Genomic DNA, 21,856 nt, shown 5'->3' on the forward strand with positions numbered 1-21,856 from the left:
CCGCATCCCACCAAGTTGCACGAACGAGATGCGGCTCGAATATTTCGAAATGATCGACCGCGTGGTGTCGATCGATCACGAGGCCGGGCGGATCGCGGCGCGCGCGAACGTGCCGAGCGCGAGCCCGGTCTTCGAAGGTCACTTCCCCGGCCGGCCGCTGCTGCCGGGCGTGCTGATGACCGAGACGATGGCCCAGGCATCGGGCTATCTCCTCCTGTCGAAGATGGGGTTCGCGCAGATGCCGTTCCTGATGGGCGTCGACAAGGCGCGCTTCCGTGATTTCGTCGGCCCCGACGTCGTGCTCGACGTCACGGCCGAGATCGAGCACGAGGGCTCGGGCTATGCCGTCACCAAGGCGTCGATCTCCGCCGGCGGCAAGAAGATCGCCGATGCCGGGCTGCGCTTCCGCGTCATGCCCTTCCCCGCCGAGATGGGGCCGCTGATGCGCGAGCGGGCGCGCGCCATCGGGCTCGAGGCCTAACCATGCGTCGCTCCGTTGTCGTCACCGGAATCGGCATCGTCTCCGCCCTCGGGGAGGGGATCGAGGCCCATCTCGCCGCCATCGCCGCGGGCGGGCACGGCCCGGTCAAGGCCGAGCCGCTCTCCGGCTATCCCGTCCATGCGGTCACGCCGCTCGAATGGGATCGGCAGATCCCGAAGAAGTCCGATCAGCGGCAGATGGAGGCCTGGCAGCGGCTCGGCTGCTATGCGGCCGGCCTCGCGCTCGATGCGGCGGGCGCGAAGGAGGATCCGGCGCTCAAGGGGCGGATGCAGCTCGTGGTCGCGGCGGGCGGCGGCGAGCGCGACTTCGCCGTCGACGGCCAGATCCTGACGGGCCTGCGCGAGGCGGCCGATCCCGGCGCCTATCTCAACGAACATCTCCTGTCGGATCTCCGCCCGACGCTGTTCCTGGCGCAATTGTCGAATCTCGCCGCCGGCAACATCGCCATCGTCCACGGCGTGACCGGGGCCTCGCGCACCTTCATGGGCGAGGAATCGGCGGGCGTCGAAGCGCTCCGCATCGCCGAGGCGCGGATCGCGGCCGGGCAGGTCGACATCATGCTCGCCGGCGGCTCCTACAATGCCGAGCGGCCCGACGGCCCGCTCATCTACGAACTCGGCGGCTTCGTCCGCCGCGACGGGTTCGCGCCCGTCGCCGAACGCGGCGATGCCGTGGGCGAGGCGGGCTTCATCCTCGGCTCGGCTGGCGCGTTCCTCGTTCTCGAAAGCGAGGAGCACGCGGCGGCGCGCGGCGCCAAGGCGCTCGCCCGCATCGAGCCGGTCGTCTCGGTCCGCACGCGGCGCGAGCCCGGCAGCGTCTCGCAGGCCTTCGGCGAGGCCTGGCCGAAGCTCGGCGCCGCGAGGCCCGACCGGGTGATCAGCGGCGCGACCGGAATCGCCCCGATCACGGCTGAGGAATCGGCCGCGCTCGATCTTCTCGCCCCGGGCGCGACGGTCAGCCATCTCGGCGACTTCATCGGGCATCCGATGGAGGCGAGCGCGCCCGCGGCGGCTGCCGTCGCGGCGGGTCTCGTCGCGAGCGGCGCCGCGCGCGACGTCGTCGCCACCTCCGTCGGTCACCGGCGCGGCGAGGGCTTGGTGCGGCTCACCGCGCCGGACTAGATTAGGTCCATCATGACAGCCACCACGGACAGCCAGGGCCGGCCTCTCGTCGCCGTGACGGGGATCGGGCTCGTGACCTCGCTCGGGCAGGGGCGCGACGAGAACTGGGCCGCGCTCACCGCCGGCCGTTCCGGCATCCACCGGATCCAGCGCTTCCCGATCGAGGGCCTGCGCACCTCGATCGCGGGCACGGTCGATTTCGTCGAGGCCGAGCCCTTCTGCGCGCCCGTCCTCTCCGAGCGCTTCGCCGAACTCGCCGCCGACGAGGCGGTCGCGCAGGCGGGCCTCGGCCGCAAAGGGGATTTCCCGGGCGCGCTCTTCGTCGCCGTGCCGCCGGTCGAGCTCGACTGGCCGCAGCGCCGCGAGATCGCCGAGGCCTCGGGCCAGAGCGGCGACGTCACCTATGCCGATCTCCTGGCGGGCGCGCGCACCGGCCGCTTCGCCGCCTTCCACGAGCTCTTCCTGTTCGGCACCGTCGCCGACCGCCTGGCCGACCGGTTCGGCACCGTCGGCGTGCCGATCTCGCTCTCGACCGCCTGCTCGTCGGGCGCGACCGCGATCCAGCTCGGCGTCGAGGCGATCCGACGGGGCGAGACGGAGGCCGCGCTCTGCATCGGCACCGACGGCTCGGTGAACCCCGAATCGCTGATCCGCTTCTCGCTGCTCTCGGCGCTGTCGACGAGCAGCAACGACGATCCGGAGGGCGCGGTAAAGCCCTTCGCCAAGAACCGCGACGGCTTCATCATGGGGGAGGGGGCCGGCGCCCTCGTCCTCGAAAGCGCCGAGAGCGCCCGCGCGCGCGGCGCGACGATCCTCGGCTACGTGCTCGGCGCCGGGGAGAAGGGCGACGGCTTCCACCGCACCCGCTCGAGCCCGGACGGACGGCCGATCATCGACGCCATCCGCGACGCGATCGCGGATGCGGGCCTCGCGCCGGACGACATCGACTACGTCAACGCCCACGGCACCGGCACGCCCGAGAACGACAAGATGGAGGCGCTGGGCCTCATGGCCGTGCTCGGCGAGCGGATGAAATCCGTGCCGATCTCGTCCAACAAGTCGATGATCGGGCACACGCTGACGGCGGCGGGCGCGATCGAGGCCGCCCTGTCGCTGATGACGATCCTGAACGGACGTCTCCCGCCGACGATCAACTACGCCGTGCCCGATCCCGCCATCCCGCTCGACGTCGTGCCGAACGAGGCGCGGGACGCGCAGGTCTCGACCGTTTTGTCGAACTCCTTCGGCTTCGGCGGCCAGAACACCTGCCTCGTCATCGCAGCGGAGCCGAGATGAGAAAACGCGTCCTCGTCACCGGCGGCGCGCGCGGGGTCGGCGCCGCCATCGTGACCCATCTCGCCTCGGCCGGGTTCGACGTCGATTTCACCTTCCGCAATTCCGCCGACGAGGCGGAGGCGCTGATCGCCGCCCTGAAGGCGAGCGCGCCGGATGCGCGCGTCACCGCCCATCCTCTCGACCTCTCCGAGACGGGCTCGCTCGACATCTTCGCCGAGGCGCTCGAGGACGAAGCCTATTGGGGCCTCGTCCACAATGCCGGCCAATCCTACGACGTCCTCGCCGCCATGATGGCGCAGGACAAGGCGGAGGCGGCGATGCAGGTGAATTTCTGGTCGCTGACGCGGCTCGCGAAATCGGTCCTGCGCGGGATGATCCGCGCGCGCGGCGGGCGCATCGTCGTCATCGGCTCCGTCGCCGCGCTCCAGGGCAATCCCGGCAACGCCGCCTATGCGGCCTCGAAGGGGGCGCTGCTCTCCTATTGCCGCACCCTCGCGGTCGAGAGCGCGAAGCGCGGCATCACCGTGAACTACGTCGCGCCGGGCTTCATCGACACCGAGATGATGGCGCCCTACGCCGCCTATCGCGCCAAGATGGAGACGCAGATCCCAGCCGGCCGCTTCGCCGCCCCGGGCGACGTCGCCGCCCTCGTCGGCTTCCTGGTGGGGCCGGGCGCCGGCTACGTCACCGGCGCCGTCCTGCCGGTCGACGGCGGCCTCTCGGCGATGCTCGGCGTGCATCGGTAGCGGAGGAAGGGCGGACCCGACGGAGGCCCGCCCGCACGTCGCGCGAAGCTCGCCTCAATCGGCCTTGAGCTTCGCGTCCTCGACGAGCTTCTGCCACTTCGCGCGCTCGCTCTTCAGGAAGGCTTCCGCGTCGTCCGGCGTGGTGCCGACCGGCTGGATGCCGAGCGAACGGAGGCGGTTCCCGATATCCGGGCTTTCGAGCGCCTGCTTGAGCGCGTGGTTCAGGGTCTCGATCGTCGCGGGCGGCGAGCCGGCCGGAACGAGGACCGCGTACCAGCCTTCGACGTTGAAGCCGGGAAGGCCCTGCTCGGCGACGGTCGGCACCTCGTCCCATCCCGGGCTCCGCTGCGAGGTCGTGACGGCGAGGGCTTTCAGCCGGCCGTCCTTGACGAGTTCACGGGCATTCAGAGGCGACAGGAACGCCAAGGGGACCCGGCCGGTCAGGAGGTCGGCGATCAGGTCGTTCGTGCCCTTGTAGGGGACGTGGACCATGTCGACCCCTGCCTCGCGCTTGAACATCTCGGCGGCGAGATGGAGCGACGAGCCGTTGCCGCCCGAAGCATAGCTGAGCGCGCCCGGCTTCTCCTTCGCCAGCTTGATCAGGTCCTGGACGCTCGAGACGCCGAGCGAGGGAGTCACGACGAGCACAAGAGGGCCGGAGGCGACGATCGAGACCGCCTTCAGGCTCTCGAACTTGTACGGCACGCGGGCATAGAGATACGGGTTCACCGCATAGGCCATGGCGGGGAGGACGGCGGTGTATCCGTCCGGCTCGGCACGTGCCGCCGCGTCGACCGCGATGTTGCCGCCGGCGCCCGGCCTGTTCTCGATGATGGTCTGCTTGCCGAAGCTCTGGGTCAGCTTGTCCCCGAGCATTCTCGCCAGGATGTCGTTCGGCCCCCCGGCCGGATACGGCACGAGGATGCGGATGCCTCGATCCGGATATTCCGCTGCCGCTGGAGCCACGAAACCCGTCGATAGGAGGAGTGCGAGAACGCCGTATCCGAGGCGCCTGAGACCCTGCGAAACCATGTTTGAGCCCTTGACTCCAATTGTCTGCGGCCGGATCGAAAGCAAGGCTTCGGCCAGATCTGTCAAGCCGCGCGAAGGTTGCGTCGGCCGACACGCAACACGTTCGACGGCGAGGTTGACTTGAGGGACACGAGGAACACACGCGAATTGCGGTTCACGCATTTCGGCGCGGCAGGGTGGTCGATCACCGACGGCGAGACCGTCATCCTCCTCGATCCCTATCTGTCGCGGGTGCGGTTCCAGGGGAGGCGTTACGGACCCCACGACGCGACCGACATTCCGAACGATCCGCGTCCGGTGGTCCGGCTCGACGAATCCGCGCCGAACGACACGGCCACGATCGACCGTCACGTACCGAAGGCCGATTACATCCTCCTGTCCCACTCGCATTTCAACCACGCGATGGACATGCCCTATATCGCGCGGCGCACCGGGGCGGTGGTCATCGGGACCGAGAGCACCTGCAACATCGCCGCAAATGGCGGCGTGCCGGATGAGCAGATCCATGCCGTCCGCGGCGGCGAGGATTACGAGTACAAGACCTTTTCGCTGAAGGTGATCCCGAGCCTCCATTCGGCGCTGTCCTGCAAGCTCTACAAGGATTTCGGCACCGTTCCCCAGAAGGACGGGCCGCTGCAGCTCGATGAGTTCGTGGAAGGCGGAACGCTCGCGTATCAGATCCGCATCGGCGGCCGCGAGATCCTTTTGTTCGGCTCGATGAACTACATCGAGCGTGAGGTTGAGGGCCTCCGGCCGGACGTCGTCTTCGTCGCCTCCGCGCCTCCGCGGCTCGAGATCCACGCCTATACGGAGCGGCTCCTGCGCAGCCTCGGGCGGCCGCGCCTCGTCGTGGCAACCCATTGGGACGACCAGGGATTGCCCTTCGGTGCCAGCCAGGACAAGGCGCTCGCTCAGACCGACGCCTTCATCCGCGAGGTCAAGGCCGTGTCGCCGGATTCGGAAGTGTTCGTTCCCCCGCACTTCCAGACGCTGGTCCTGGACGCGTCGGGCACCATGCGCGTCGCCTCCTGAGGCACGCCGCCCTTCACGGACTTGCCGGCGTGCTCCGACCGATGGGCGCAGCACGCTGCTTCCAGGGTTTATTCCGCCGTTCCGCAGCGTGCTCCAGCATGAGAGGCGGACCGGCGCCGGCCGGCCCGCAGTGACGGGATGCGGTCACGAGACTGAAGCAGGCTGCGCCGTCGCCGCGCGGCAGCCTGCTTCAGGGCATCGAAGGCTCAGCTCAGGATCTTGACGCTGGCCGGGTCGAAGGGCTTGCTCGCCGCTTCGGCATCGACCGCGCCGGCGATCTCGGTGTTCACCGACTTCGCGACCTGCGGCAGGCGGGGAAGGAGCTTCAGCTCGAGCCCCCACTGGCCGAGATTCTGCATGTTCGCGATCTCCGCCGGCGACAGCGCCGCCCTGACCTCCGAGAAGGACTTCGCATTCCAGACGGGGTCGAAGGCGGAAGCCGTCTCGATCACGGTCTCCGGGATGCCCTTGGCCGGATCGAGCGACCGGAACCAGCCGTTCGTCAGCTTGTGGTTCTGGCTCGCATAGAAGACCGCCTCGGAATGCGCGCGCAGGAAGCGCTTCAGAACGTCTGGCTTCTTCTGCACGAAGTCGCTGCGCGCCGAGAGGACCATGGCCGGGGTCGTGTTGTGCGACAGCACCGTGGCGTGCCCGGCATCCTCGAAGAAGGCGACCCACGGATCCCAGTGGAAGAACGCCTCGATCCGCTGCGTGCGGACGGCGTCCGTCAGTTCGGCCGTTCCGATATTGACGAAGGTGACGTCGCGGCCGGGCGTCAGGCCCGCCGCGCGGACGGCGTCCTGCGCATTCTGGAAGGCCGTGATGCCGAACAGGCCGTAGACCTGCTTGCCCTTCAGATCCGCCATCGTCTTGATGCCGGACTTCGTCGTCGCGAGGATGGCGGAGCGGAAGCGCGACTGCAGCGCGACGGTGGTGATGGGCGCGCCGACCGCCATCATGGTCACGGCCGAGAAGTCGGACACGCTTCCGATATCGGCCGCGTTGGAGGCGAGCGCCTCGTTGATGGCGGGCGAGCCGTTCATCTGGGTCATCTGGATGCGCAGGCCGTTCCGCGCCGGAATGTCCGTGCGCAGCAGCGCGTGCTGGGCCTGGGCCGACACCGTCACGGTGTTCGTCCAGCACATCCGCACGAGGTCGCCTTCCTGCGCCCGCAGGATGGTCGGCGCCGCGAGGGGCACGACGGCCGCGCCGGCGGCGAGCCGGCCGAAACCGCGCCGGGTCAGGGTGCTCATGATACCTCTTCCTCTTTCTGCCAATCGGGCTTCAGCGTCTCCCAGAGCTCGCTGACGGTGGACACGAACCAGGGATCGGAGCGCATCTCGGCCGTGCGCGGCCGGGGCAGCGGCACGAGCACCTCCTCCCGGATGCGGCCGGGGCGCGGGCTCATCACGACGACGCGATCGGCCAGGAAGACGGCTTCTTCGATCCCGTGCGTGACGAAGACCACGGTCTTGCCGGCCTCCGACGAGATGCGGGCGATCTCCTCCTGCAGGAGCACCCGCGTCTGCGCGTCGAGGGCGCCGAACGGCTCGTCCATGAGCAGGATGTCGGGATCGGGGGCGAGGGCGCGCGCGATCGCGGCGCGCTGCTTCATCCCGCCCGAGATCTCGTGCGGGTACTTGTCCTCGAATCCGGTGAGGCGGACGGTGTCGATCAGCGCGCGCGCCCGCTCGGCCCGTTCGGCCCGGCCGACGCCCTTGGCCTTGAGGCCGAATTCGACGTTCTTCTGGACGGTCATCCACCCGAACAGCGCGTAGTCCTGGAACACCACCGTCCGCGAGGGATCCGGCCCGGTGATTGGATGCCCGTCCTGGAGGATGCGCCCGGTTGTCGCCGGCTGGAACCCGGCCAAGATGTTGAGCAGGGTGGATTTTCCGCAGCCCGAGGGGCCGAGCAGGGAGACGAACTCCCCGCGCGCGATGGTGAGCGACACGCCGTCGAGGGCGATGACCGCTCCGTCGCCGGCGGTGCCGTAGACCTTCCCGACATTGCCGATCTCGATCTGGGCGGATGGCCCGGACGGCGCGGCGGCGGCGGCTTTCGTCATGGTCATGGTCATGCTCGTGGGTGCCTCAGAGCCGCTCGGACGGGGCCCAGGCATTGACCCGGCGCTCGACTTGTTCGAGCGCGGCCGACATCGCGAGGCCGACGAGCCCGATCGTCACCATGCCGGCGACGACGTTGTTGATCTGAAAGAGCGTGCGGGACTGCTGGATGAGGTAGCCGAGGCCGGTCTGGGCCGCGATCAGCTCCGCCGTGACGACGCACATCCAGCCGATCCCGAGCGCGATCCGCAGGCCGGGCAGGACGATCGGCAGGGAGGCGGGGATAAGCACGTCGAACAGCAGCATGCTGGGCTTCGCGCCGAGGCAGAGCGCCGCGTTCATCTGGTTCCGGTCGAGGCTGCGGACGGCCGTGTAGGTCGCGACGAAGGCGGGAAAGACGGCGCCGAGGAAGACGAGGAAGTAGGAGGCGGCGTCGCCGAGGCCGAACCAGAGGATCGTGATCGGGATCCAGGCGAGGGGCGGGATCGGCCGCAGCGCCTCGATGACGGGCCGCACGTAATCCGAGACCGTGCGCCACCAGCCGCAGAGAAGGCCGAGGGCGATGCCCACGACGCAGGCGATCAGATAGCCGATCGCGACGCGCTGGAGGCTCGCGCCGAGATGCACCCAGAGCGATCCGTCGATCGCCATCTGCCAGAGGGCCTCGGCGACGGCGATCGGGGAGGGCAGCATGAAGCCGTCGACGATGCCCGTGGTGGTGAGCAGCTGCCAGACGAGGAAGAACACGCCGAGCCCCACAAACGCCCGGAAGCCGCGCGTCTTGGGCAGGCGGACCAGGGGGCGCCCGGTCGTCGCGGCGGGGCGGGCCAGGGCCGCCGATGGGCTCGACATTGCCATCTCCATATGTGAGCAGCCCGAACCCTATTTCGTCGGGATTTTCCGTCAACGCGAAACTGGCCGACGAGCGTCTACAAACGATGCATCTGTTGACGAAATATGCATCAATTTGCCGTTTGACGTGACGAAGGACGGAATGGCTTGAACTGAATTCTTCGCAAGAATATTCAGTGTCGACAAACGCCGACACGCTCAATAATTGGCCTGACGGCAAGAAATTGGCTAGGGAGGCGCCTATGAAGCTCGAAGAGCAGCTCGCCCGGATCGGGATCGTCGGGACCTGCTACAAGGTCTACACGGCGGCGATGGGGTTGAAGGAGGCGCCGGTGGCGCAGGTGGCCGCCGAGGCCGGGGTCGCCCGCACCAGCGCCTATGACGCGCTCGTCAAGCTGGAACAGGACGGGCTGGTGGCCTTCGCGCAGCGCGCCGGGCGGCGCGTCGTGATCGCGCACGAGCCGAACGTCCTGCTCGAGCGGGCGGATGCGCGGCGCCAGCTCCTCAACGACCTCGTGCCGACCCTGCGCTCCATCTACAATGCGGGCAGCGGGCGGCCCCATGTGCAGCTCCACGAAGGGCGCGAGGGGATCCGGAAGGCGCTGTGGGACACGCTCTCGGGCGAGGCGCCCCTCCTACGCGCCACCTTCGCCATGAGCGAGCTGCTCGACGCGCCGGGCCTGCCGGAGATCGACGAGTACTTCGCCGAGCGCCAGCGCCGGGGCATCTGGATGCGGGTCATCCGTTCGCCTGAGCGCGACGTCCTGCCGATCTGGCCGACGAGCGAGGCGGATCTGCGCGAGCTGCGCTTCGCGCCCGAATCCGTCCTCCTCGCGATGACGACCTTCGTCTACGGCTCGCGCGTCTGCCTGATCTCCTCGGTGCGCGAGAGCTACGGCCTCATCATCGAGAGCCGCGAATTCGCCGCCTTCCAGACCGCCCTCTTCGATGCCCTCTGGGGCATCAGCGTGCCGGTGCCGCCGGCTCCGTCCGATTGACGGGGGCCGCCCATTGTCGGACATCCCCGTCAACTCCCCTATCCGGTTCGAACCCATGCTCTCCCTCCAGACCCACGGCGACCGCGACCTGCGGCTCGAAGAGATCGCGCCGCCGCCGCCGCCCGCGCCGGGCGAGGTGCAGATCCGCATCCGCGCGGTCGGGCTCAACTATCTCGACCTCTGGGGCTTCCGCGGCATGGCCTTCGCCAAGCGCAAGATGCCGCAAGCCGCCGGCGTCGAGGCGGCGGGCGAGATCGTCTGCGTCGGCGAGGGCGTCGAGGGCTTCGCCCCCGGCGACGTCGTCACGGCCTACGGCGCCGATACCTGCGGCACCTGCAAGGCCTGCCGCGAGGGCCGCGACAACCTCTGCGAGAACGTCGCCGGCATCATGGGCTTCCACATCGACGGGTTTGCGCGCGAGCTGCTGAACCGGCCGGCCCGCCTGACGATCAAAGCCCCGCCGGGCGTCTCCTTCCAGGAGGCCGCCTGCGCGCCGATCGGCTTCGGCACCGTCCAGCACATGCTGTTCGACAATGCCCGGCTCGAGCCCGGCGAATCCGTCCTCGTCCATGCCGGCGGCTCGGGCATCGGCACGGCGGCGATCCTGATGGCGAAGGCGATCGGCTGCGAGGTCTTCACCACGGTCGGCGACGACGAAAAGGGCGCGAAGGCGAAGGCGCTCGGCGCCGACCACGTCATCAACTACCGCGAGGACCGCTTCGAGGGCGCCGTGCGGAAGCTCACCGGCCGCAAGGGCGTCGACGTCGTCTTCGAGCATGTCGGCGCCGATACCTGGAACGGCTCGCTCCTCGTCTTGAAGCGCGGCGGGCGCCTCGTCACCTGCGGCGCGACCTCCGGCCCCACGGCCAGCATCAACCTGATGCAGCTCTTCCAGCAGCAATACCGGATCACCGGCTCCTTCGGCTGCCGCATCGAGAACATCCGCCAAGCCCTCGACAAGATGGCGGGCGGGATGAAGCCCGTCATCGATTCCGTCTTCCCCCTCGCCGAGTTCGAACGCGGCCTCGCCCGGATCGAGGGCCGACAGGTCTTCGGCAAGGTGATCGTGACGCTCTGAGGGCGGGCGCCCCCGCTTCTCCCCTTGCGGGAGAAGCTCGCCCTCGGGCTCGACCCGAGGGTCGAGTTGCGCGTCAGCGCAACCGGATGAGGGGCAAGGAGACACGCCGTCGACGCAAGGTGCGCACCCCTCACCCGGCCGACGCTTCGCGTCGCTCGACCTCTCCCGCAAGGGGAGAGGTATGCGCCAGCCTGCGCCGCCCCCGCCGCACGCGCCCATACGCCTCCGGCAAATCCCACGGCCGCCCCCAGCCCTTCGTGCGCATCCAATACCCGACCCGCTCCGGCGTCGCGCCGACGCGCGCGGCGATGAAGGCGAGGGAGAGGCCCGTCGTCTGGACGAGCTCGCGCGCCGCCGCCACCACCTCCGGCGGATAGCGCCCGCGGCGCCGGCGCCCTTTCGCCGCCGCCGGATTCCGCACCCAGCCGCGCCGCGCGATCCAGCGGTAGAGCGTCGCCCGGCCGATCCCGGCGCGTTCGGCCACGCGCCGCAGCGGCAGGGTCGATCCGGTGACGAGGTCCCGCGCCGTCCCGACCGCATCGCCGCCATAGGGCCGCCCGAGCCGCCGCGAGCGGTAGAAATCCGGCCTGCGCGTTCCGGACGGCGTCAGGCGCTCCGGCGGCGCCGGGCGCCGCCAGCCGCCGAGCCTCGCCCAGCGATAGAGCGTCCCGCGATAGACCCCGAGCGCCCGCCCGATCCGCTCCATCGCCTCCCGCGATCCCTCGACCCTGGCGCGCGCCGCCTCCCGCAGCTCCGCGGGGTAGGCGCAGCCGGGACGGCGCGAGGCGCGCGTCCCGTCGTCCGACCGGACACTCCCTCCCTCGTGATCCTGAGGAGCCGCCGCAGGCTGCGTCTCGAAGGACGCAGACCGGTGTTGCGGGCTGCGAGACAGCCGCTTCGCGGCGTCCTCGGCATGATGCGGTCGTGGATCGCGCGCCCCCGCTCCGGTCCCATCGCGCCCACCGTCATGGCGAGGAGGCGAAGCCGACGAAGCAACCCAGGGGCCGTCCGTGCTGCGGCCAGGCTGGATTGCTTCGGGGAGCCTGTCATCGGGCCGGCCGAAGGCCGGACCCGTTGGCTCGCAAAGACGGGACGCGTCCCCCGCCATCTCGGCGCCACCCGCCTCGCAGGCGACGCTCGCCTCGCCGGCGACGCTCGCCCGCCGCCACCCGAACCGCCGCGCCCACCGCCCGATCGTGTCGGCCGGCACCCCGCATCGCAAGGCGCCCTCGCGATAGCTCAGGCCGGACTCGACGATGAGGGCGCGGGCGGAGGCGACGACCTCGGCGGGGTAGGCGTGACCGGAGGCGGGTGGGGAGCGGACCGTATTTGGCCGAGCGGCAGTAGTCACCATTCTGCGAATATATTCTTATTGCCGTGCTAGGGAAATCCCCGGCGAGCCGAGGCCTTAAAATGTTATGCGCCGAGAAGCGGGCGAGTTCGTCTACAAGGGTAGGGCAGCCGGGGCTGCGCACATTGTGCGCAGCCGGCTTATCGGCATAATGTCGCAGCGGTTGGGGGAGTGCCGCGCTAGAATGACTATCGCGCCTTTTTTGAAGTGGGCGGGCGGAAAGCGCTGGCTGGTTCCAAAATTGCGGGGCGTAGTGCCCAGAAATTTTGGTCTGTATATCGAGCCCTTTCTGGGCAGCGGCGCGGCTTTTTTTGCTCTCAAGCCAGATCGGGCAATCTTGTCCGACGTAAATCCCTGGCTGATCGATACGTATCGTGCGGTGCGGGATAATCCAGATCAGGTGAAACAGGCGCTGAGCCGCCATCATGATCTACATAGTCGTGAATACTACTATCAAGTTCGCGATGCGTCTTTTGACGACCGCGCTCAGCGTGCAGCGCAGTTGCTTTATTTGAATCGTACTTGCTGGAACGCTCTATTCAGGGTTAATCGAGATGGAAAATTTAACGTTCCTATTGGTACGAAAACGAAAGTAATAGGCGCTGATGATGATTTTGATATCTGGGCAAATGCTCTACAGTTTGCCGAGATTGTTCGTCAGGATTTTCAGGTTACAATATCTAATGCTAATTATGGAGATTTTATATTCGCTGATCCACCTTATGTTACAACTCACTCGACAAACGGTTTCATTAAATACAATGAAAATCTTTTCTCTTGGGATGATCAGATTCGACTAGCAGATGCGTGCGCCGCAGCCGCACGGCGGGGCGCCACGGCGGTCATTAGCAACGCATCGCACGAATCCGTCGTCGCCCTTTACGAAGAGCGTGGGGCCAGCATCGAATTTGTTGATCGGCATTCAGTGATCGCATCGGCTGGGTCAAAGCGACGGGTGGTTACGGAGCTGTTGGCTATCATGAGGCCGATGCTATGCCACTAGAAAGCACACGCGCATCACGACCTTGGTCCCGAGCACTGAAAGAGGTTAGTGTCAACGCTCTGATGGGACTTGCCCCCGTATGGATGGGCCGCCTCATCAGTATTATACTATCTTCTGACACGCTATCTGCGTCGCTCGTGGCAAATTTGGCTCGTGGCGATCTGTTTCTCGGAGCCACGACGATTGTAGCGCCCGTGGCGCTCTATCTCACCGCAAAGAGCCCGGATATGAAGCCACCATTCACGGTGCATTTTCCTGGAGGAATCGCATATTTGGTTGGTTTGATAATTCTTTTTACTGTAAGTGTAATTTTGTTTGTGATTAAGCGACTAAAGGATATGTCAATTATTAGTTCGAATATCCAAGAGGAGCTGTTTCTTATAACTTCGAGTGTATTGTTTGGTTTCTCTGTTCTTCTTGCCTATTTCGTTGCGATGACCCGCTTTCGGATCGATCAGGCTGACACGAGTATGTTCCGTGATAGTCAGGACGAGTTTAACGCGCAGTGGAAGGGGCGGGATCGATGAGTGCTGATAACCTTTCCCTACCGCTTGTCGATCCCGACAAGAAGTCGTTTGAGTTCCAAGCGCTACGCGCTACCCAGCCTATTGGCGATCTTTACCTCGCATCGGTGCCGCACAATGTGCTCGGCCAGATCGCGTATTTCGACGTACGCCGAGTGCTTCAGGAAGAGCGGGACGTTGAGCGCTACCTGGGCATCCAGCGGCCGCTTAATCCGCAGCGCGTATCCGAAATCGGAAAGTATGTGAACTTCGCTGACGCGACCTTTCCGTCGACGGTCATCATCGCGATCTCTGATGAGTACGCAAGCTACGATCATACCACGAAGGTTATGACTGTCCGCAATTTTCGGGAGGACGAGGACAGGCCGTCTATTCTGATCCGCCAAGTAGCGAGAGTTTTGGATGGACAGCATCGGATCGCAGGACTCTACGATTTCAAGCGCGAGTCGTTCGACGTCCCCGTATCCATTTTTATTGGTAGCGACATTTCCGATCAAGGTTATATCTTTGCTACGGTCAACTTGGAGCAGACAAAAGTTAGTAAAAGCCTAGCCTACGATCTATTTGCCTTGGCAAAGACTCGTAGTCCGCAAAGGACATGCCATCAAATCGCGGTAACGCTGGATACTGATAAGGAGAGCCCATTCTTTAAGAAAATTAAACGACTTGGCTTTGCGACGCCGGGGCGGATTGGAGAGTCGATCACTCAGGCCACTTTTGTTGAAAGTCTGATAAGGTACATCTCGCGGGATCCAAAATCTGATCGCGATGTTTTGCTTCGCGGGGGGGTGCTTCCTCGGACTGCTCCAGACGTGGCTAAATCTCTCATTTTCAGAGAAATGTTCATCGCTGGTCGCGATGTGGATATCGCTTCGATAATCTTTAACTATTTCAAGGCTGTCGAAAATAAATGGCCAGAAGGCTGGAAAAGCACCGCGCCGGGCCTTATTTTGAACCGTGCAAGCGGTTTTCGGGCGCTAATGCGCTCTCTTGGACCTATATATCGGAGCATAGCACAACCCGGTAACGTGCCGAAGGTCGAGAAATTTTTTGCGGCGCTTAGTCCGATTACTTTCGGTCATGATCGCTTCAACGTAGAAGAATATCCTCCGGGAAGCACTGGAGAGGGTAAGCTGTATCGAGACTTTATGTCTATTCTTCGGCTTGATATTTGATGTTTAAAAATATAATAAATTAGATTATATTGACTTTATGTTGGTCAAAAAGGATTCGGCGGGACGTTTGTTCCGCCTGTTTTTGGCGTCTGTTTGCAAGATCTGGCCGACAATTAGTCAGGTAAAGACAAACGATTTGCGGGCGTTGCTCGCGTATGCCAATCGGTTTTATCTCAGTACCAATGCTGCGTATGAGATTGCGGCTATCAACGATCAGGAATTGACGCGTTTCAGGGGCGGGTTTTTGCCTTCGCGAAGCGCGGGTAGTGGACCGACATCGTTCCTCGCGTCGAATGCCGGGTCCGGATCGCCGGACACCTGTCCTCGTATCTCAGCCGCAGGCGCAGGAGAGGGACGGACGTTCGCGAGGCCCCTCCGTCAGCCGCTTTGCGGCTGCCACCTCCCCGGCCTGGCGGGGGAGGATCCCAGGGTCTCCGCGCATTCCGCGCAGGCCGCCTCGATGGTCGGGAGGACGTGTTCGGCGTCGTCGCCGCGCAGGACGTCGCGGGCGGGAAGGCGGAGGACGCGGATGGCGTGCTCCGCGGGCCAGGCTGTCCTGTGCGCGTCATGGGCGGCGCGGGTCGGGTGGTCGTCGGCGGCGCCGTCGACTTCGAGGGCGAGCCGCGCCTCCGGGCAATAGAAGTCGAGCACATAGGGCCCGATCGGGTGCTGGCGGCGGAAGCGGAAGCCGGCGAGGGCTTTGCGGCGCAGCGCGCGCTTGATCTCGGTGCTTCTCGCCTTCCTTCCCCCTTGCGGGGAAGGTGGCCCGAGCGAAGCGGAGGGTCGGATGGGGGGCGTGCCGCCCCGTCGAGGTCGACGGCAGCGGCGCGCCCCCCACCCCCGGCCCCTCCCCGCGAGGGGGAGGGGAGCAGCGCCACTGCGGTCATTGCCATATGAGATAGCCTCCCCCGCAAGCGGGGGGAGGATCCCCGACGCCCCGACGTCCCCCGGGTTCCTCACCCGCGCAGCGGGGGAGGGGGACCACCCGAAGGGTGGTGGAGGGGGCGCTGTGTCCTACGCCGCCTTGTCCCTCGCCTGGTACGTCTTGATGTCCGTGAAGCGGATCGCCGGGTGGCGGTCCTCCTCGTATTTCAGGCCGTAGGCGGAGGGGGCGAGGAAGACGGGGGCTCCGTCGAGGTCGCGGGCCATGGCGGAGGTGTTCTTGTCGACGAACTTGTCGACCTCGCCGCGCTCGTCGGACATGATCCAGCGGGCGATGTTGAAGCGGCTCTGCTCGTAGTCGATCGGGATGCCGTATTCGATCTTGAGGCGCTCCTTGAGCACGTCGAGCTGGAGGGCGCCGACGACGCCGACGATGGCGGGGGAGCCGTCATTCGGCAGGAAGAGCTGGACGACGCCCTCCTCGGCCATCTGCTGGAGCGCCTCGCGCAGCTTCTTCGCCTTCATCGGGTCGGAGAGCTTGATGCGGCGCAGGATCTCGGGGGCGAAGCTCGGCACGCCGTTGAAGGCGAGCTGCTCGCCCTCCGTCAGCGTGTCGCCGATGCGGAGCGTGCCGTGGTTCGGGATGCCGACGACGTCGCCGGCATAGGCCTCGTCGGCGATCGAGCGGTCCTGCGCGAAGAAGAATTGCGGCGCCGTCAGCGAGATCGGCTTCCCCGTTCGCACGAGCTTTGCCTTCATGCCGCGCTGGAGCCGGCCCGAACAGACGCGCATGAAGGCGATGCGGTCGCGGTGGTTCGGGTCCATGTTCGCCTGGATCTTGAAGACGAAGCCGGTCATGCCGGGCTCGGTCGGCGCGACGAGGCGCTTGTCGGCCTCCTGCCCGCGCGGGGAGGGGGCGACGGCGGCGAGGGCGTCGATGAGGTCGCGGACGCCGAAATTCTTCAGCGCCGAGCCGAAGAAGACGGGCGTGAGATGGCCCTCGCGGAAGGGGGCCTCCTCGAAGCGCTTGAGGCCCTCCTGGGCCAGCATCACCTCTTCCAGCCAGGCCTCGCGCTCGTGCTCGGGCAGGAGCCCGATGCAGGCGGGATCGTCCGGGCCGGAGACGGGGGTCGGCTCGGCATCGGCGTCGAGGCGGCGGACGAGGTTGTTGGCGAGATCGAGCGTGCCGGCGAAATGCTGGCCGCGGCCGATCGGCCAGTTCACCGGGGCGGTGTCGAGGGCGAGCGTCTTCTCGATCTCGTCGAGGAGGTCGAAGGGGTCGCGCGTCTCGCGGTCCATCTTGTTGATGAAGGTGACGATCGGGATGTCGCGCAGGCGACAGACCTCGAACAGTTTTCGCGTGCGGGCCTCGATGCCGCGGGCGGCGTCGATGACCATGACGGCGGAATCGACCGCGGTGAGGGTGCGGTAGGTGTCCTCCGAGAAGTCCTCGTGGCCCGGGGTGTCGAGGAGGTTGAAGACGCGGCCGCCATATTCGAACGTCATCACCGAGGTCACGACCGAGATGCCGCGCTCCTTCTCGATGTTCATCCAGTCCGAGCGGGTCGAGACGCGGTTGCGCTTGGCCTTGACCTCGCCGGCGAGCTGGATCGCGCCGCCGAAGAGGAGGAGCTTCTCGGTCAGCGTCGTCTTGCCGGCGTCCGGGTGCGAGATGATCGCGAAGGTGCGGCGCTTCGCGACGGCGGATTCGGGGGAGGCGGGGGCGCTCATCGGAATGCGGGGCTTGGTGGCGTCGGGGGATGGCGCAGCCGATGCCACAGAACCGCGCCCGGGGCGAGGGGCGCGCCGTCCACAGCCTGTCCACAGCCCTGCGCGGCGAGTTGTCCACAGGCTTGGGCCGGCCGGCCCGTTGTGCATCGCACCCAACCCCCCAATATTCAAACTCCCTGCAATCAACTGAAAGGAGGTGATCGAGTGATCTCATTGTCCCTGGGTGCGGTCTTCGATCCCCGTGACCCTGACCTCCGCCTCCTCGAGGCGCGGGCTTAAGGGTTTCAGGCCGCGCTGCGAAGCGCCGCCGACGGTCTTCGGGCCTCACATACGACAATGGAAGGGCCGCCCGCAGGGGCGGCCCTTCGATTTTTCAAGCTGGGCTTTGCGGTCGCTCTACCTTGAGGTGTCGGCTTAAGCCTCGCTTCACGAGCGGCTGCTATCGGGGCCGCATGACTGCGCCCGACGCTTACGCCGCGGCTCTCGATGCACTCGACATCGCGATGGCGGAATATGACGTCGATCTGCGGGTCGTGCGCTGGAACAGGACGTTCGAGCGATTCTTCCCCGAGCATGCCGGCGTCATCGAGGCTGGAGAGCCGTACGCCGATAATCTGCACCGGTTCTACCGCGCGCGGCTGGACGCGTCGGATCTTCTGCAGATCGATCGCCTCGTCGCCGAGGGTGTGCAGCGGCATCTGCAGCAATCGGCCCCGTTCGAGTTCACGCATCACGGCCGGGTTCTGCGCGTTGCCTCCGTCCCACTGCCAAGGGGAGGCCGCGTGAGGATGTGGAGGGAGGCCGCCCATCGCGAAAGGGCGTCCAAAAGCGAAGGGCCTCCGGCCTTCGATGCTCTCGACAAGATTGCGGATGGTTGCTGCATTCTCGATTCGAACGACCGGATCATCGCGGCGAATTCGCGGTTCAGGCAGCTTTACGACGTCGCGGACGAAGAGGTGATCGTCGGCGAGACGCTGGCGGGCCTCGTCGCCAGGTCCTGGGGGCCCGCATCGCTTTCGGCCGCGCTGTCCGCGGCCATCCGCAACAGCCTGAGATATGATAGCGCTCCGTTCCTCGTCGAACTTCCGGGCGATCGTTGGCGACGTGTCGTCAATCGCCATGCCGACCAGGACCACTCGTACCTCGTCCACAGCGACGTCACGGCAAGCCGGCGTCGTGAACGGGAGCTGCAGCAACTGGCTGATCGCGACAGCCTGACGGGTTTGGCCAACCGGCGTGCCTTCGACGAGGCCTTCGCACGGGAGCGGGAGGCGAGCCTGTTGTTGATCGATGCCGATCACTTCAAGAGCGTGAACGACGCGTTCGGTCATCTGGTCGGAGATGATTGCCTTCGACGGATCGCCTCCATCCTGCAGATCGAGGCTGCGGCGGAAGGCGGGCTCGCCGCACGGATCGGGGGCGAGGAATTCGCGGTTCTCCTGGGTGTCCGCCCGTTGGCGCAAGTCGTCGTGCTGGCCGAGCGCATCCGCGAAGCGATCCACGTCTCCAGCACCCTGCCGCAACTGAGCGTCAGCATCGGTGTCGCCATGGGCCCGGTGGCCATGCTTCGCGAAGATGCCGACCGCGCGCTCTATCGCGCCAAGACGATCGGTCGGAACCGCGTCGAGGTCCATGATCGGCTTGCCAAGGCCAGTTGACTGGGAAAGCCTGCTGCGTCCCGATTCCACCTCGTCGAGCAGGCCGTCATGCCCCACCATCGTTTGGAAGCTGGTCCGAAGACCGTCCACTGGGGGTATTTCGATGCGGCGCTTCCGCCCGTGCTCACCGTCCAGAGCGGCGAGCGGGTAACGATCTCGACCGTGTCGGGACCTGCCGACGTGATGCCGCCGCCTCCACTCGTCGTCCCGGAGGCGCTGAAGGCCGTGCAGCGGGAGGTGCCGAACCGGCTGCCGGGCCATATGTGCACCGGCCCTGTCGCGGTGCGCGGTGCGAAGGCGGGCCAGGTGCTCGAGGTCAGGATCGAGGCGATCGAGCTGCATTACGACTGGGGCTACACCTTCGCCGCACCTCTCAAGGGTGCGCTGCCCGAAGAGGTGAGTGAGCGCCATCTCATTCACATCCCGCTCGATCGGGAGCGTATGACCGGTCGTCTGCCCTGGGGGCTCGAACTTCCCTTGAAGCCGTTCTTCGGCGTCATGGCAGTCGCGCCGCCGCCCGGCTGGGGCATGGTTTCGACGCTTCCTCCCCGCCGCAATGGCGGAAATCTCGACAACAAGGAGCTTGTCGCCGGCACGACGCTGTATCTGCCGATCCATGTCGACGGAGCGCATTTCTCGGTCGGTGACGGACACGGCGTGCAGGGAGACGGGGAAGTCTGCGTCACGGCGATCGAGACCGGGCTCGTCGGCACCTTCACGCTCATCGTCCGCGACGACATGAAGCTTGGCTGGCCGCAGGCCGAGACGCCGGACAGCGTCATCACGATGGCGTTCGATCCCGACCTCGACGATTGCGCCCGCACGGCTCTGCGGCTCATGATCGACCTGATCGTCGAGCGCACGGGGCTGTCGCGCGCCGAGGCCTACATGCTCTGCAGCCTTGCCGCGGACCTCCGGATCACTCAGCTCGTGAACGGCAACAACGGCGTTCACTGCGTCCTGTCGAAAAGCTGTCTCGTGGGGCGCCTATAGCGGCGGTCGGCCGGGGGAGGCTCGATTCGGCGCAGGTCCAGCGGGCAGGCAAGCCCCGCGCGGTCATCGGCCTCTGCGTCCGGCGTGTGGCTCGGTCGAGCCTGTCGGCTTAGAGGCGCGGGCATGCAGGACGACACCCATCCGTCGACGCCGGTCGAAGAGAGCCGTTCCGCCGCCGCCCATGACGCGCCGGCAGGCGGGCAGGGGCGTCCCGACCAGGAGGCGGTCGAGGCGGCATTGGATCGCCTCGTCGAGGCGATACTGCCGGATATGCGCTGCGCGCCAATCGCCGCGAAGAAGCGTGCTCCCGTCCGCCGCCCTCCGGGCCATCGGGACGGGGGTTGAGCGCGCAAGGCCTCGCTGGAGACGGTCGAGGGGGCTGAATCCACGCAGGGTCGGCCTGTCGACCGGGACATGCGGAGAGGCCGGGAAGGGTCACCGAGACGGGAGACCGAACCGACGTCGGTGGAGCTCCACGTCAGGTGCGCGTCGTGCGACGCGCGATCCTGATCTGTGCGACCCCCGCCGCCTCCGCTTGTGCGGGGAGGCGGGGTGATCGGCCTTCAGTCGGCAGCTACTACAGCGAGCAGCCGCTCTCGGCGAGGGTGGCGAAGGCCTGCTCGCCTTTGATGGTCGCGAGCTGCTTGTAGTAGTCCCAGGGCTGCTTGGACTCACCCGGCGACTTGACCTGGAACAGGTACATGTCGTGCACCATGCGGCCGTTCGGGAGGACCTTGCCGCCCTTCGCAAAGAAGTCGTCGACCGGGAGCTCGCGCAGCTTCTTGGCGACGGCGTCGGCGTTATCGGTTCCGGCGGCCTGAACGGCCTTCAGGTATTGCAGCACCGAGGAATACGTCCCGGCTTGGACCATGTTCGGCATGCGGCCCGTCTTCTCGAAGAAGCGCTTCGAGAAGGCCCGCGTCTGATCGTCCATGTCCCAATAGAAACCTTCGGTCAGCACGATGCCCTGGGCGGCCTGAAGACCGAGGCCGTGGACTTCGGCGAGGGTCAGGAGGAGCGCGGCGAGACGCTGGCCGCCCTGGACGATGCCGAATTCGGCCGCGGCCTTGATCGAGTTGTTGGTGTCGAGACCGGCATTGGCGAGGCCGACGATCTTCGCCTTCGAGGCTTGGGCCTGGAGGAGGAAGGAGGAGAAGTCGTTGGTGGCGAGCGGATGGCGCACGGCGCCCAGCACCTTGCCGCCCTTCGACTTCACGTATTTGGAGACGTCGGCCTCCAACGCGTGACCAAAGGCGTAGTCGGCGGTGAGGAAGAACCAGCTGTCTCCCCCCGCCTCGACGAGCGACCCGCCCGTGCCGACGGCAAGGGCGCGGGTGTCGTAGGCCCAATGGAAGCCGTAGGGCGTGCAGGCTTTGCCCGTGAGGTCGGAGGTCGCGGCGCCCGAGACCATCGTGATCTTCTTCTTCTCCAGCGAGAGCTGCTGGATCGCGAGGGCGACCGAGGACGCCGTCAATTCGACGATCGCGTCGACGCCATCGTTGTCATACCAGGACCGGGCGATGTTCGAGGCGATGTCGGGCTTGTTCTGGTGGTCTGCCGAGACGATCTCGACGGGTACGTTCAGGACCTTGCCGCCGAAATCTGCGACCGCCATGCGCGCGGCCTCGGCCGACCACTTGCCGCCGAAATCGGCATAGATGCCCGACTGATCGTTCAGGACGCCGATCTTGACGGTGTTCCCGGAGACTTGGGCCTGCGCGGCGAAGGGAGCGAGGACCAGTGCGGTGGCGCCGGCCGCGAGGCCTAGAAGTCGTGACATAAGCGTTCCTCGGATTGTTATGCCCGGAGAAAGAGC

The 21,856-nt window shown here is 66.4% G+C and carries 20 protein-coding genes; 12 read left to right on the plus strand and 8 right to left on the minus strand.

The window, feature by feature from the left end; translation table 11 throughout:
• Nucleotides 1-28: 28 nt before the first annotated feature.
• The 4 genes from EV668_RS03890 to EV668_RS03905 are packed head-to-tail and all read left to right on the plus strand — an operon-like array spanning nt 29 to nt 3,665.
• The gene (locus tag EV668_RS03890; RefSeq protein WP_133768519.1) at nt 29-481 is read left to right on the plus strand and encodes a 3-hydroxyacyl-ACP dehydratase FabZ family protein; all 453 of its coding nucleotides are present in this window, start codon (nt 29-31) and stop codon (nt 479-481) included.
• Between the two features lie 2 nt (nt 482-483).
• Nucleotides 484-1,623, plus strand: coding sequence for a beta-ketoacyl-ACP synthase (locus EV668_RS03895; RefSeq protein ID WP_133768520.1), 1,140 nt, complete (start codon nt 484-486; stop codon nt 1,621-1,623).
• A gap of 12 nt (nt 1,624-1,635) precedes the next feature.
• A complete protein-coding gene (locus tag EV668_RS03900) occupies nt 1,636-2,919 on the plus strand; it encodes a beta-ketoacyl-ACP synthase (protein ID WP_133768521.1) in 1,284 nt (427 codons plus the stop codon).
• Nucleotides 2,916-3,665, plus strand: coding sequence for an SDR family NAD(P)-dependent oxidoreductase (locus EV668_RS03905; RefSeq protein WP_133768522.1), 750 nt, complete (start codon nt 2,916-2,918; stop codon nt 3,663-3,665). The genes EV668_RS03900 and EV668_RS03905 overlap by 4 nt, the downstream gene beginning before the upstream one ends.
• 54 nt (nt 3,666-3,719) lie before the next feature.
• On the opposite strand, the gene EV668_RS03910 is transcribed toward EV668_RS03905, so the two are convergent.
• Nucleotides 3,720-4,631 carry a Bug family tripartite tricarboxylate transporter substrate binding protein gene (locus tag EV668_RS03910; RefSeq protein WP_166652326.1) on the minus strand — a complete coding sequence of 304 codons (912 nt, stop codon included), beginning with the start codon at nt 4,629-4,631 and terminating at the stop codon, nt 3,720-3,722.
• A 186-nt stretch (nt 4,632-4,817) separates the two neighbouring features.
• On the opposite strand from EV668_RS03910, the gene EV668_RS03915 reads away from it, so the two are divergent.
• A complete protein-coding gene (locus EV668_RS03915) occupies nt 4,818-5,729 on the plus strand; it encodes an MBL fold metallo-hydrolase (protein WP_166652327.1) in 912 nt (303 codons plus the stop codon).
• Nucleotides 5,730-5,935: 206 nt separating this feature from the next.
• On the opposite strand, the gene EV668_RS03920 is transcribed toward EV668_RS03915, so the two are convergent.
• From EV668_RS03920 to EV668_RS03930, 3 genes are read right to left on the minus strand one after another with little or no spacing between them, the layout of a single operon-like run.
• Nucleotides 5,936-6,982, minus strand: a complete 1,047-nt coding sequence (locus EV668_RS03920; RefSeq protein WP_133768525.1) for an ABC transporter substrate-binding protein — start codon at nt 6,980-6,982, stop codon at nt 5,936-5,938.
• Nucleotides 6,979-7,809, minus strand: a complete 831-nt coding sequence (locus tag EV668_RS03925; protein WP_133768526.1) for an ABC transporter ATP-binding protein — start codon at nt 7,807-7,809, stop codon at nt 6,979-6,981. The genes EV668_RS03920 and EV668_RS03925 overlap by 4 nt, the downstream gene beginning before the upstream one ends.
• A 13-nt stretch (nt 7,810-7,822) precedes the next feature.
• Nucleotides 7,823-8,647 (minus strand): ABC transporter permease, encoded by an 825-nt coding sequence (locus EV668_RS03930; protein ID WP_245512821.1) that lies wholly within the window; start codon nt 8,645-8,647, stop codon nt 7,823-7,825.
• A gap of 242 nt (nt 8,648-8,889) precedes the next feature.
• Here EV668_RS03930 and EV668_RS03935 point away from each other — a divergent pair, with 242 nt between their 5' ends.
• Nucleotides 8,890-9,645, plus strand: a complete 756-nt coding sequence (locus tag EV668_RS03935) for a TrmB family transcriptional regulator (RefSeq protein WP_133768528.1) — start codon at nt 8,890-8,892, stop codon at nt 9,643-9,645.
• A 55-nt stretch (nt 9,646-9,700) separates the two neighbouring features.
• The gene (locus EV668_RS03940) at nt 9,701-10,723 is read left to right on the plus strand and encodes a zinc-binding dehydrogenase (RefSeq protein ID WP_133768529.1); all 1,023 of its coding nucleotides are present in this window, start codon (nt 9,701-9,703) and stop codon (nt 10,721-10,723) included.
• A 130-nt stretch (nt 10,724-10,853) separates the two neighbouring features.
• Here EV668_RS03940 and EV668_RS03945 read toward each other — a convergent pair whose 3' ends face one another.
• Complete coding sequence (locus EV668_RS03945; RefSeq protein WP_133768530.1) at nt 10,854-11,429, minus strand: hypothetical protein; 576 nt, start codon at nt 11,427-11,429, stop codon at nt 10,854-10,856.
• Between the two features lie 829 nt (nt 11,430-12,258).
• Between EV668_RS03945 and EV668_RS03950 the strand changes: the two genes are divergently transcribed.
• The 3 genes from EV668_RS03950 to EV668_RS03960 all read left to right on the plus strand — a co-directional run bounded on the left by EV668_RS03950 (nt 12,259) and on the right by EV668_RS03960 (nt 14,776).
• Nucleotides 12,259-13,077 (plus strand): DNA adenine methylase, encoded by an 819-nt coding sequence (locus EV668_RS03950; RefSeq protein ID WP_133768531.1) that lies wholly within the window; start codon nt 12,259-12,261, stop codon nt 13,075-13,077.
• Between the two features lie 62 nt (nt 13,078-13,139).
• Nucleotides 13,140-13,604, plus strand: coding sequence for a hypothetical protein (locus EV668_RS03955; protein WP_133768532.1), 465 nt, complete (start codon nt 13,140-13,142; stop codon nt 13,602-13,604).
• Nucleotides 13,601-14,776, plus strand: a complete 1,176-nt coding sequence (locus EV668_RS03960) for a DGQHR domain-containing protein (protein WP_133768533.1) — start codon at nt 13,601-13,603, stop codon at nt 14,774-14,776. Before EV668_RS03955 ends, EV668_RS03960 begins: the two co-directional genes overlap by 4 nt.
• 378 nt (nt 14,777-15,154) lie before the next feature.
• Here the strand turns inward: EV668_RS03960 and EV668_RS03965 are convergent, their stop codons facing one another.
• Together EV668_RS03965 and EV668_RS03970 are read right to left on the minus strand one after the other, a co-directional pair.
• On the minus strand, nt 15,155-15,736 hold the full coding sequence (locus EV668_RS03965) for an endonuclease domain-containing protein (RefSeq protein ID WP_245512823.1): 582 nt from the start codon (nt 15,734-15,736) through the stop codon (nt 15,155-15,157).
• Between the two features lie 54 nt (nt 15,737-15,790).
• Nucleotides 15,791-17,389 carry a peptide chain release factor 3 gene (locus EV668_RS03970; RefSeq protein WP_133768534.1) on the minus strand — a complete coding sequence of 533 codons (1,599 nt, stop codon included), beginning with the start codon at nt 17,387-17,389 and terminating at the stop codon, nt 15,791-15,793.
• Between the two features lie 452 nt (nt 17,390-17,841).
• Here EV668_RS03970 and EV668_RS03975 point away from each other — a divergent pair, with 452 nt between their 5' ends.
• On the plus strand, nt 17,842-19,047 hold the full coding sequence (locus EV668_RS03975) for a sensor domain-containing diguanylate cyclase (protein ID WP_133768535.1): 1,206 nt from the start codon (nt 17,842-17,844) through the stop codon (nt 19,045-19,047).
• Between the two features lie 48 nt (nt 19,048-19,095).
• Nucleotides 19,096-20,040, plus strand: a complete 945-nt coding sequence (locus tag EV668_RS03980) for an acetamidase/formamidase family protein (protein ID WP_133768536.1) — start codon at nt 19,096-19,098, stop codon at nt 20,038-20,040.
• A gap of 577 nt (nt 20,041-20,617) precedes the next feature.
• Here the strand turns inward: EV668_RS03980 and EV668_RS03985 are convergent.
• On the minus strand, nt 20,618-21,820 hold the full coding sequence (locus EV668_RS03985) for an ABC transporter substrate-binding protein (RefSeq protein WP_133768537.1): 1,203 nt from the start codon (nt 21,818-21,820) through the stop codon (nt 20,618-20,620).
• Nucleotides 21,821-21,856: the final 36 nt, after the last annotated feature.

The organism is Enterovirga rhinocerotis, assembly GCF_004363955.1.
GTDB classification, from domain to species: domain Bacteria; phylum Pseudomonadota; class Alphaproteobacteria; order Rhizobiales; family Beijerinckiaceae; genus Enterovirga; species Enterovirga rhinocerotis.

Coding starts and splice junctions, on each gene's coding strand:
- EV668_RS03890 (WP_133768519.1), top strand. CDS start 29: ATGCGGCTCGAATATTTCGAAATGATCGACCGCGTGGTGTCGATCGAT.
- EV668_RS03895 (WP_133768520.1), top strand. CDS start 484: ATGCGTCGCTCCGTTGTCGTCACCGGAATCGGCATCGTCTCCGCCCTC.
- EV668_RS03900 (WP_133768521.1), top strand. CDS start 1,636: ATGACAGCCACCACGGACAGCCAGGGCCGGCCTCTCGTCGCCGTGACG.
- EV668_RS03905 (WP_133768522.1), top strand. CDS start 2,916: ATGAGAAAACGCGTCCTCGTCACCGGCGGCGCGCGCGGGGTCGGCGCC.
- EV668_RS03920 (WP_133768525.1), bottom strand. CDS start 6,982: ATGAGCACCCTGACCCGGCGCGGTTTCGGCCGGCTCGCCGCCGGCGCG.
- EV668_RS03925 (WP_133768526.1), bottom strand. CDS start 7,809: ATGACCATGACCATGACGAAAGCCGCCGCCGCCGCGCCGTCCGGGCCA.
- EV668_RS03930 (WP_245512821.1), bottom strand. CDS start 8,647: ATGTCGAGCCCATCGGCGGCCCTGGCCCGCCCCGCCGCGACGACCGGG.
- EV668_RS03935 (WP_133768528.1), top strand. CDS start 8,890: ATGAAGCTCGAAGAGCAGCTCGCCCGGATCGGGATCGTCGGGACCTGC.
- EV668_RS03940 (WP_133768529.1), top strand. CDS start 9,701: ATGCTCTCCCTCCAGACCCACGGCGACCGCGACCTGCGGCTCGAAGAG.
- EV668_RS03945 (WP_133768530.1), bottom strand. CDS start 11,429: ATGGAGCGGATCGGGCGGGCGCTCGGGGTCTATCGCGGGACGCTCTAT.
- EV668_RS03950 (WP_133768531.1), top strand. CDS start 12,259: ATGACTATCGCGCCTTTTTTGAAGTGGGCGGGCGGAAAGCGCTGGCTG.
- EV668_RS03955 (WP_133768532.1), top strand. CDS start 13,140: ATGGGACTTGCCCCCGTATGGATGGGCCGCCTCATCAGTATTATACTA.
- EV668_RS03960 (WP_133768533.1), top strand. CDS start 13,601: ATGAGTGCTGATAACCTTTCCCTACCGCTTGTCGATCCCGACAAGAAG.
- EV668_RS03970 (WP_133768534.1), bottom strand. CDS start 17,389: ATGAGCGCCCCCGCCTCCCCCGAATCCGCCGTCGCGAAGCGCCGCACC.
- EV668_RS03975 (WP_133768535.1), top strand. CDS start 17,842: ATGACTGCGCCCGACGCTTACGCCGCGGCTCTCGATGCACTCGACATC.
- EV668_RS03980 (WP_133768536.1), top strand. CDS start 19,096: ATGCCCCACCATCGTTTGGAAGCTGGTCCGAAGACCGTCCACTGGGGG.
- EV668_RS03985 (WP_133768537.1), bottom strand. CDS start 21,820: ATGTCACGACTTCTAGGCCTCGCGGCCGGCGCCACCGCACTGGTCCTC.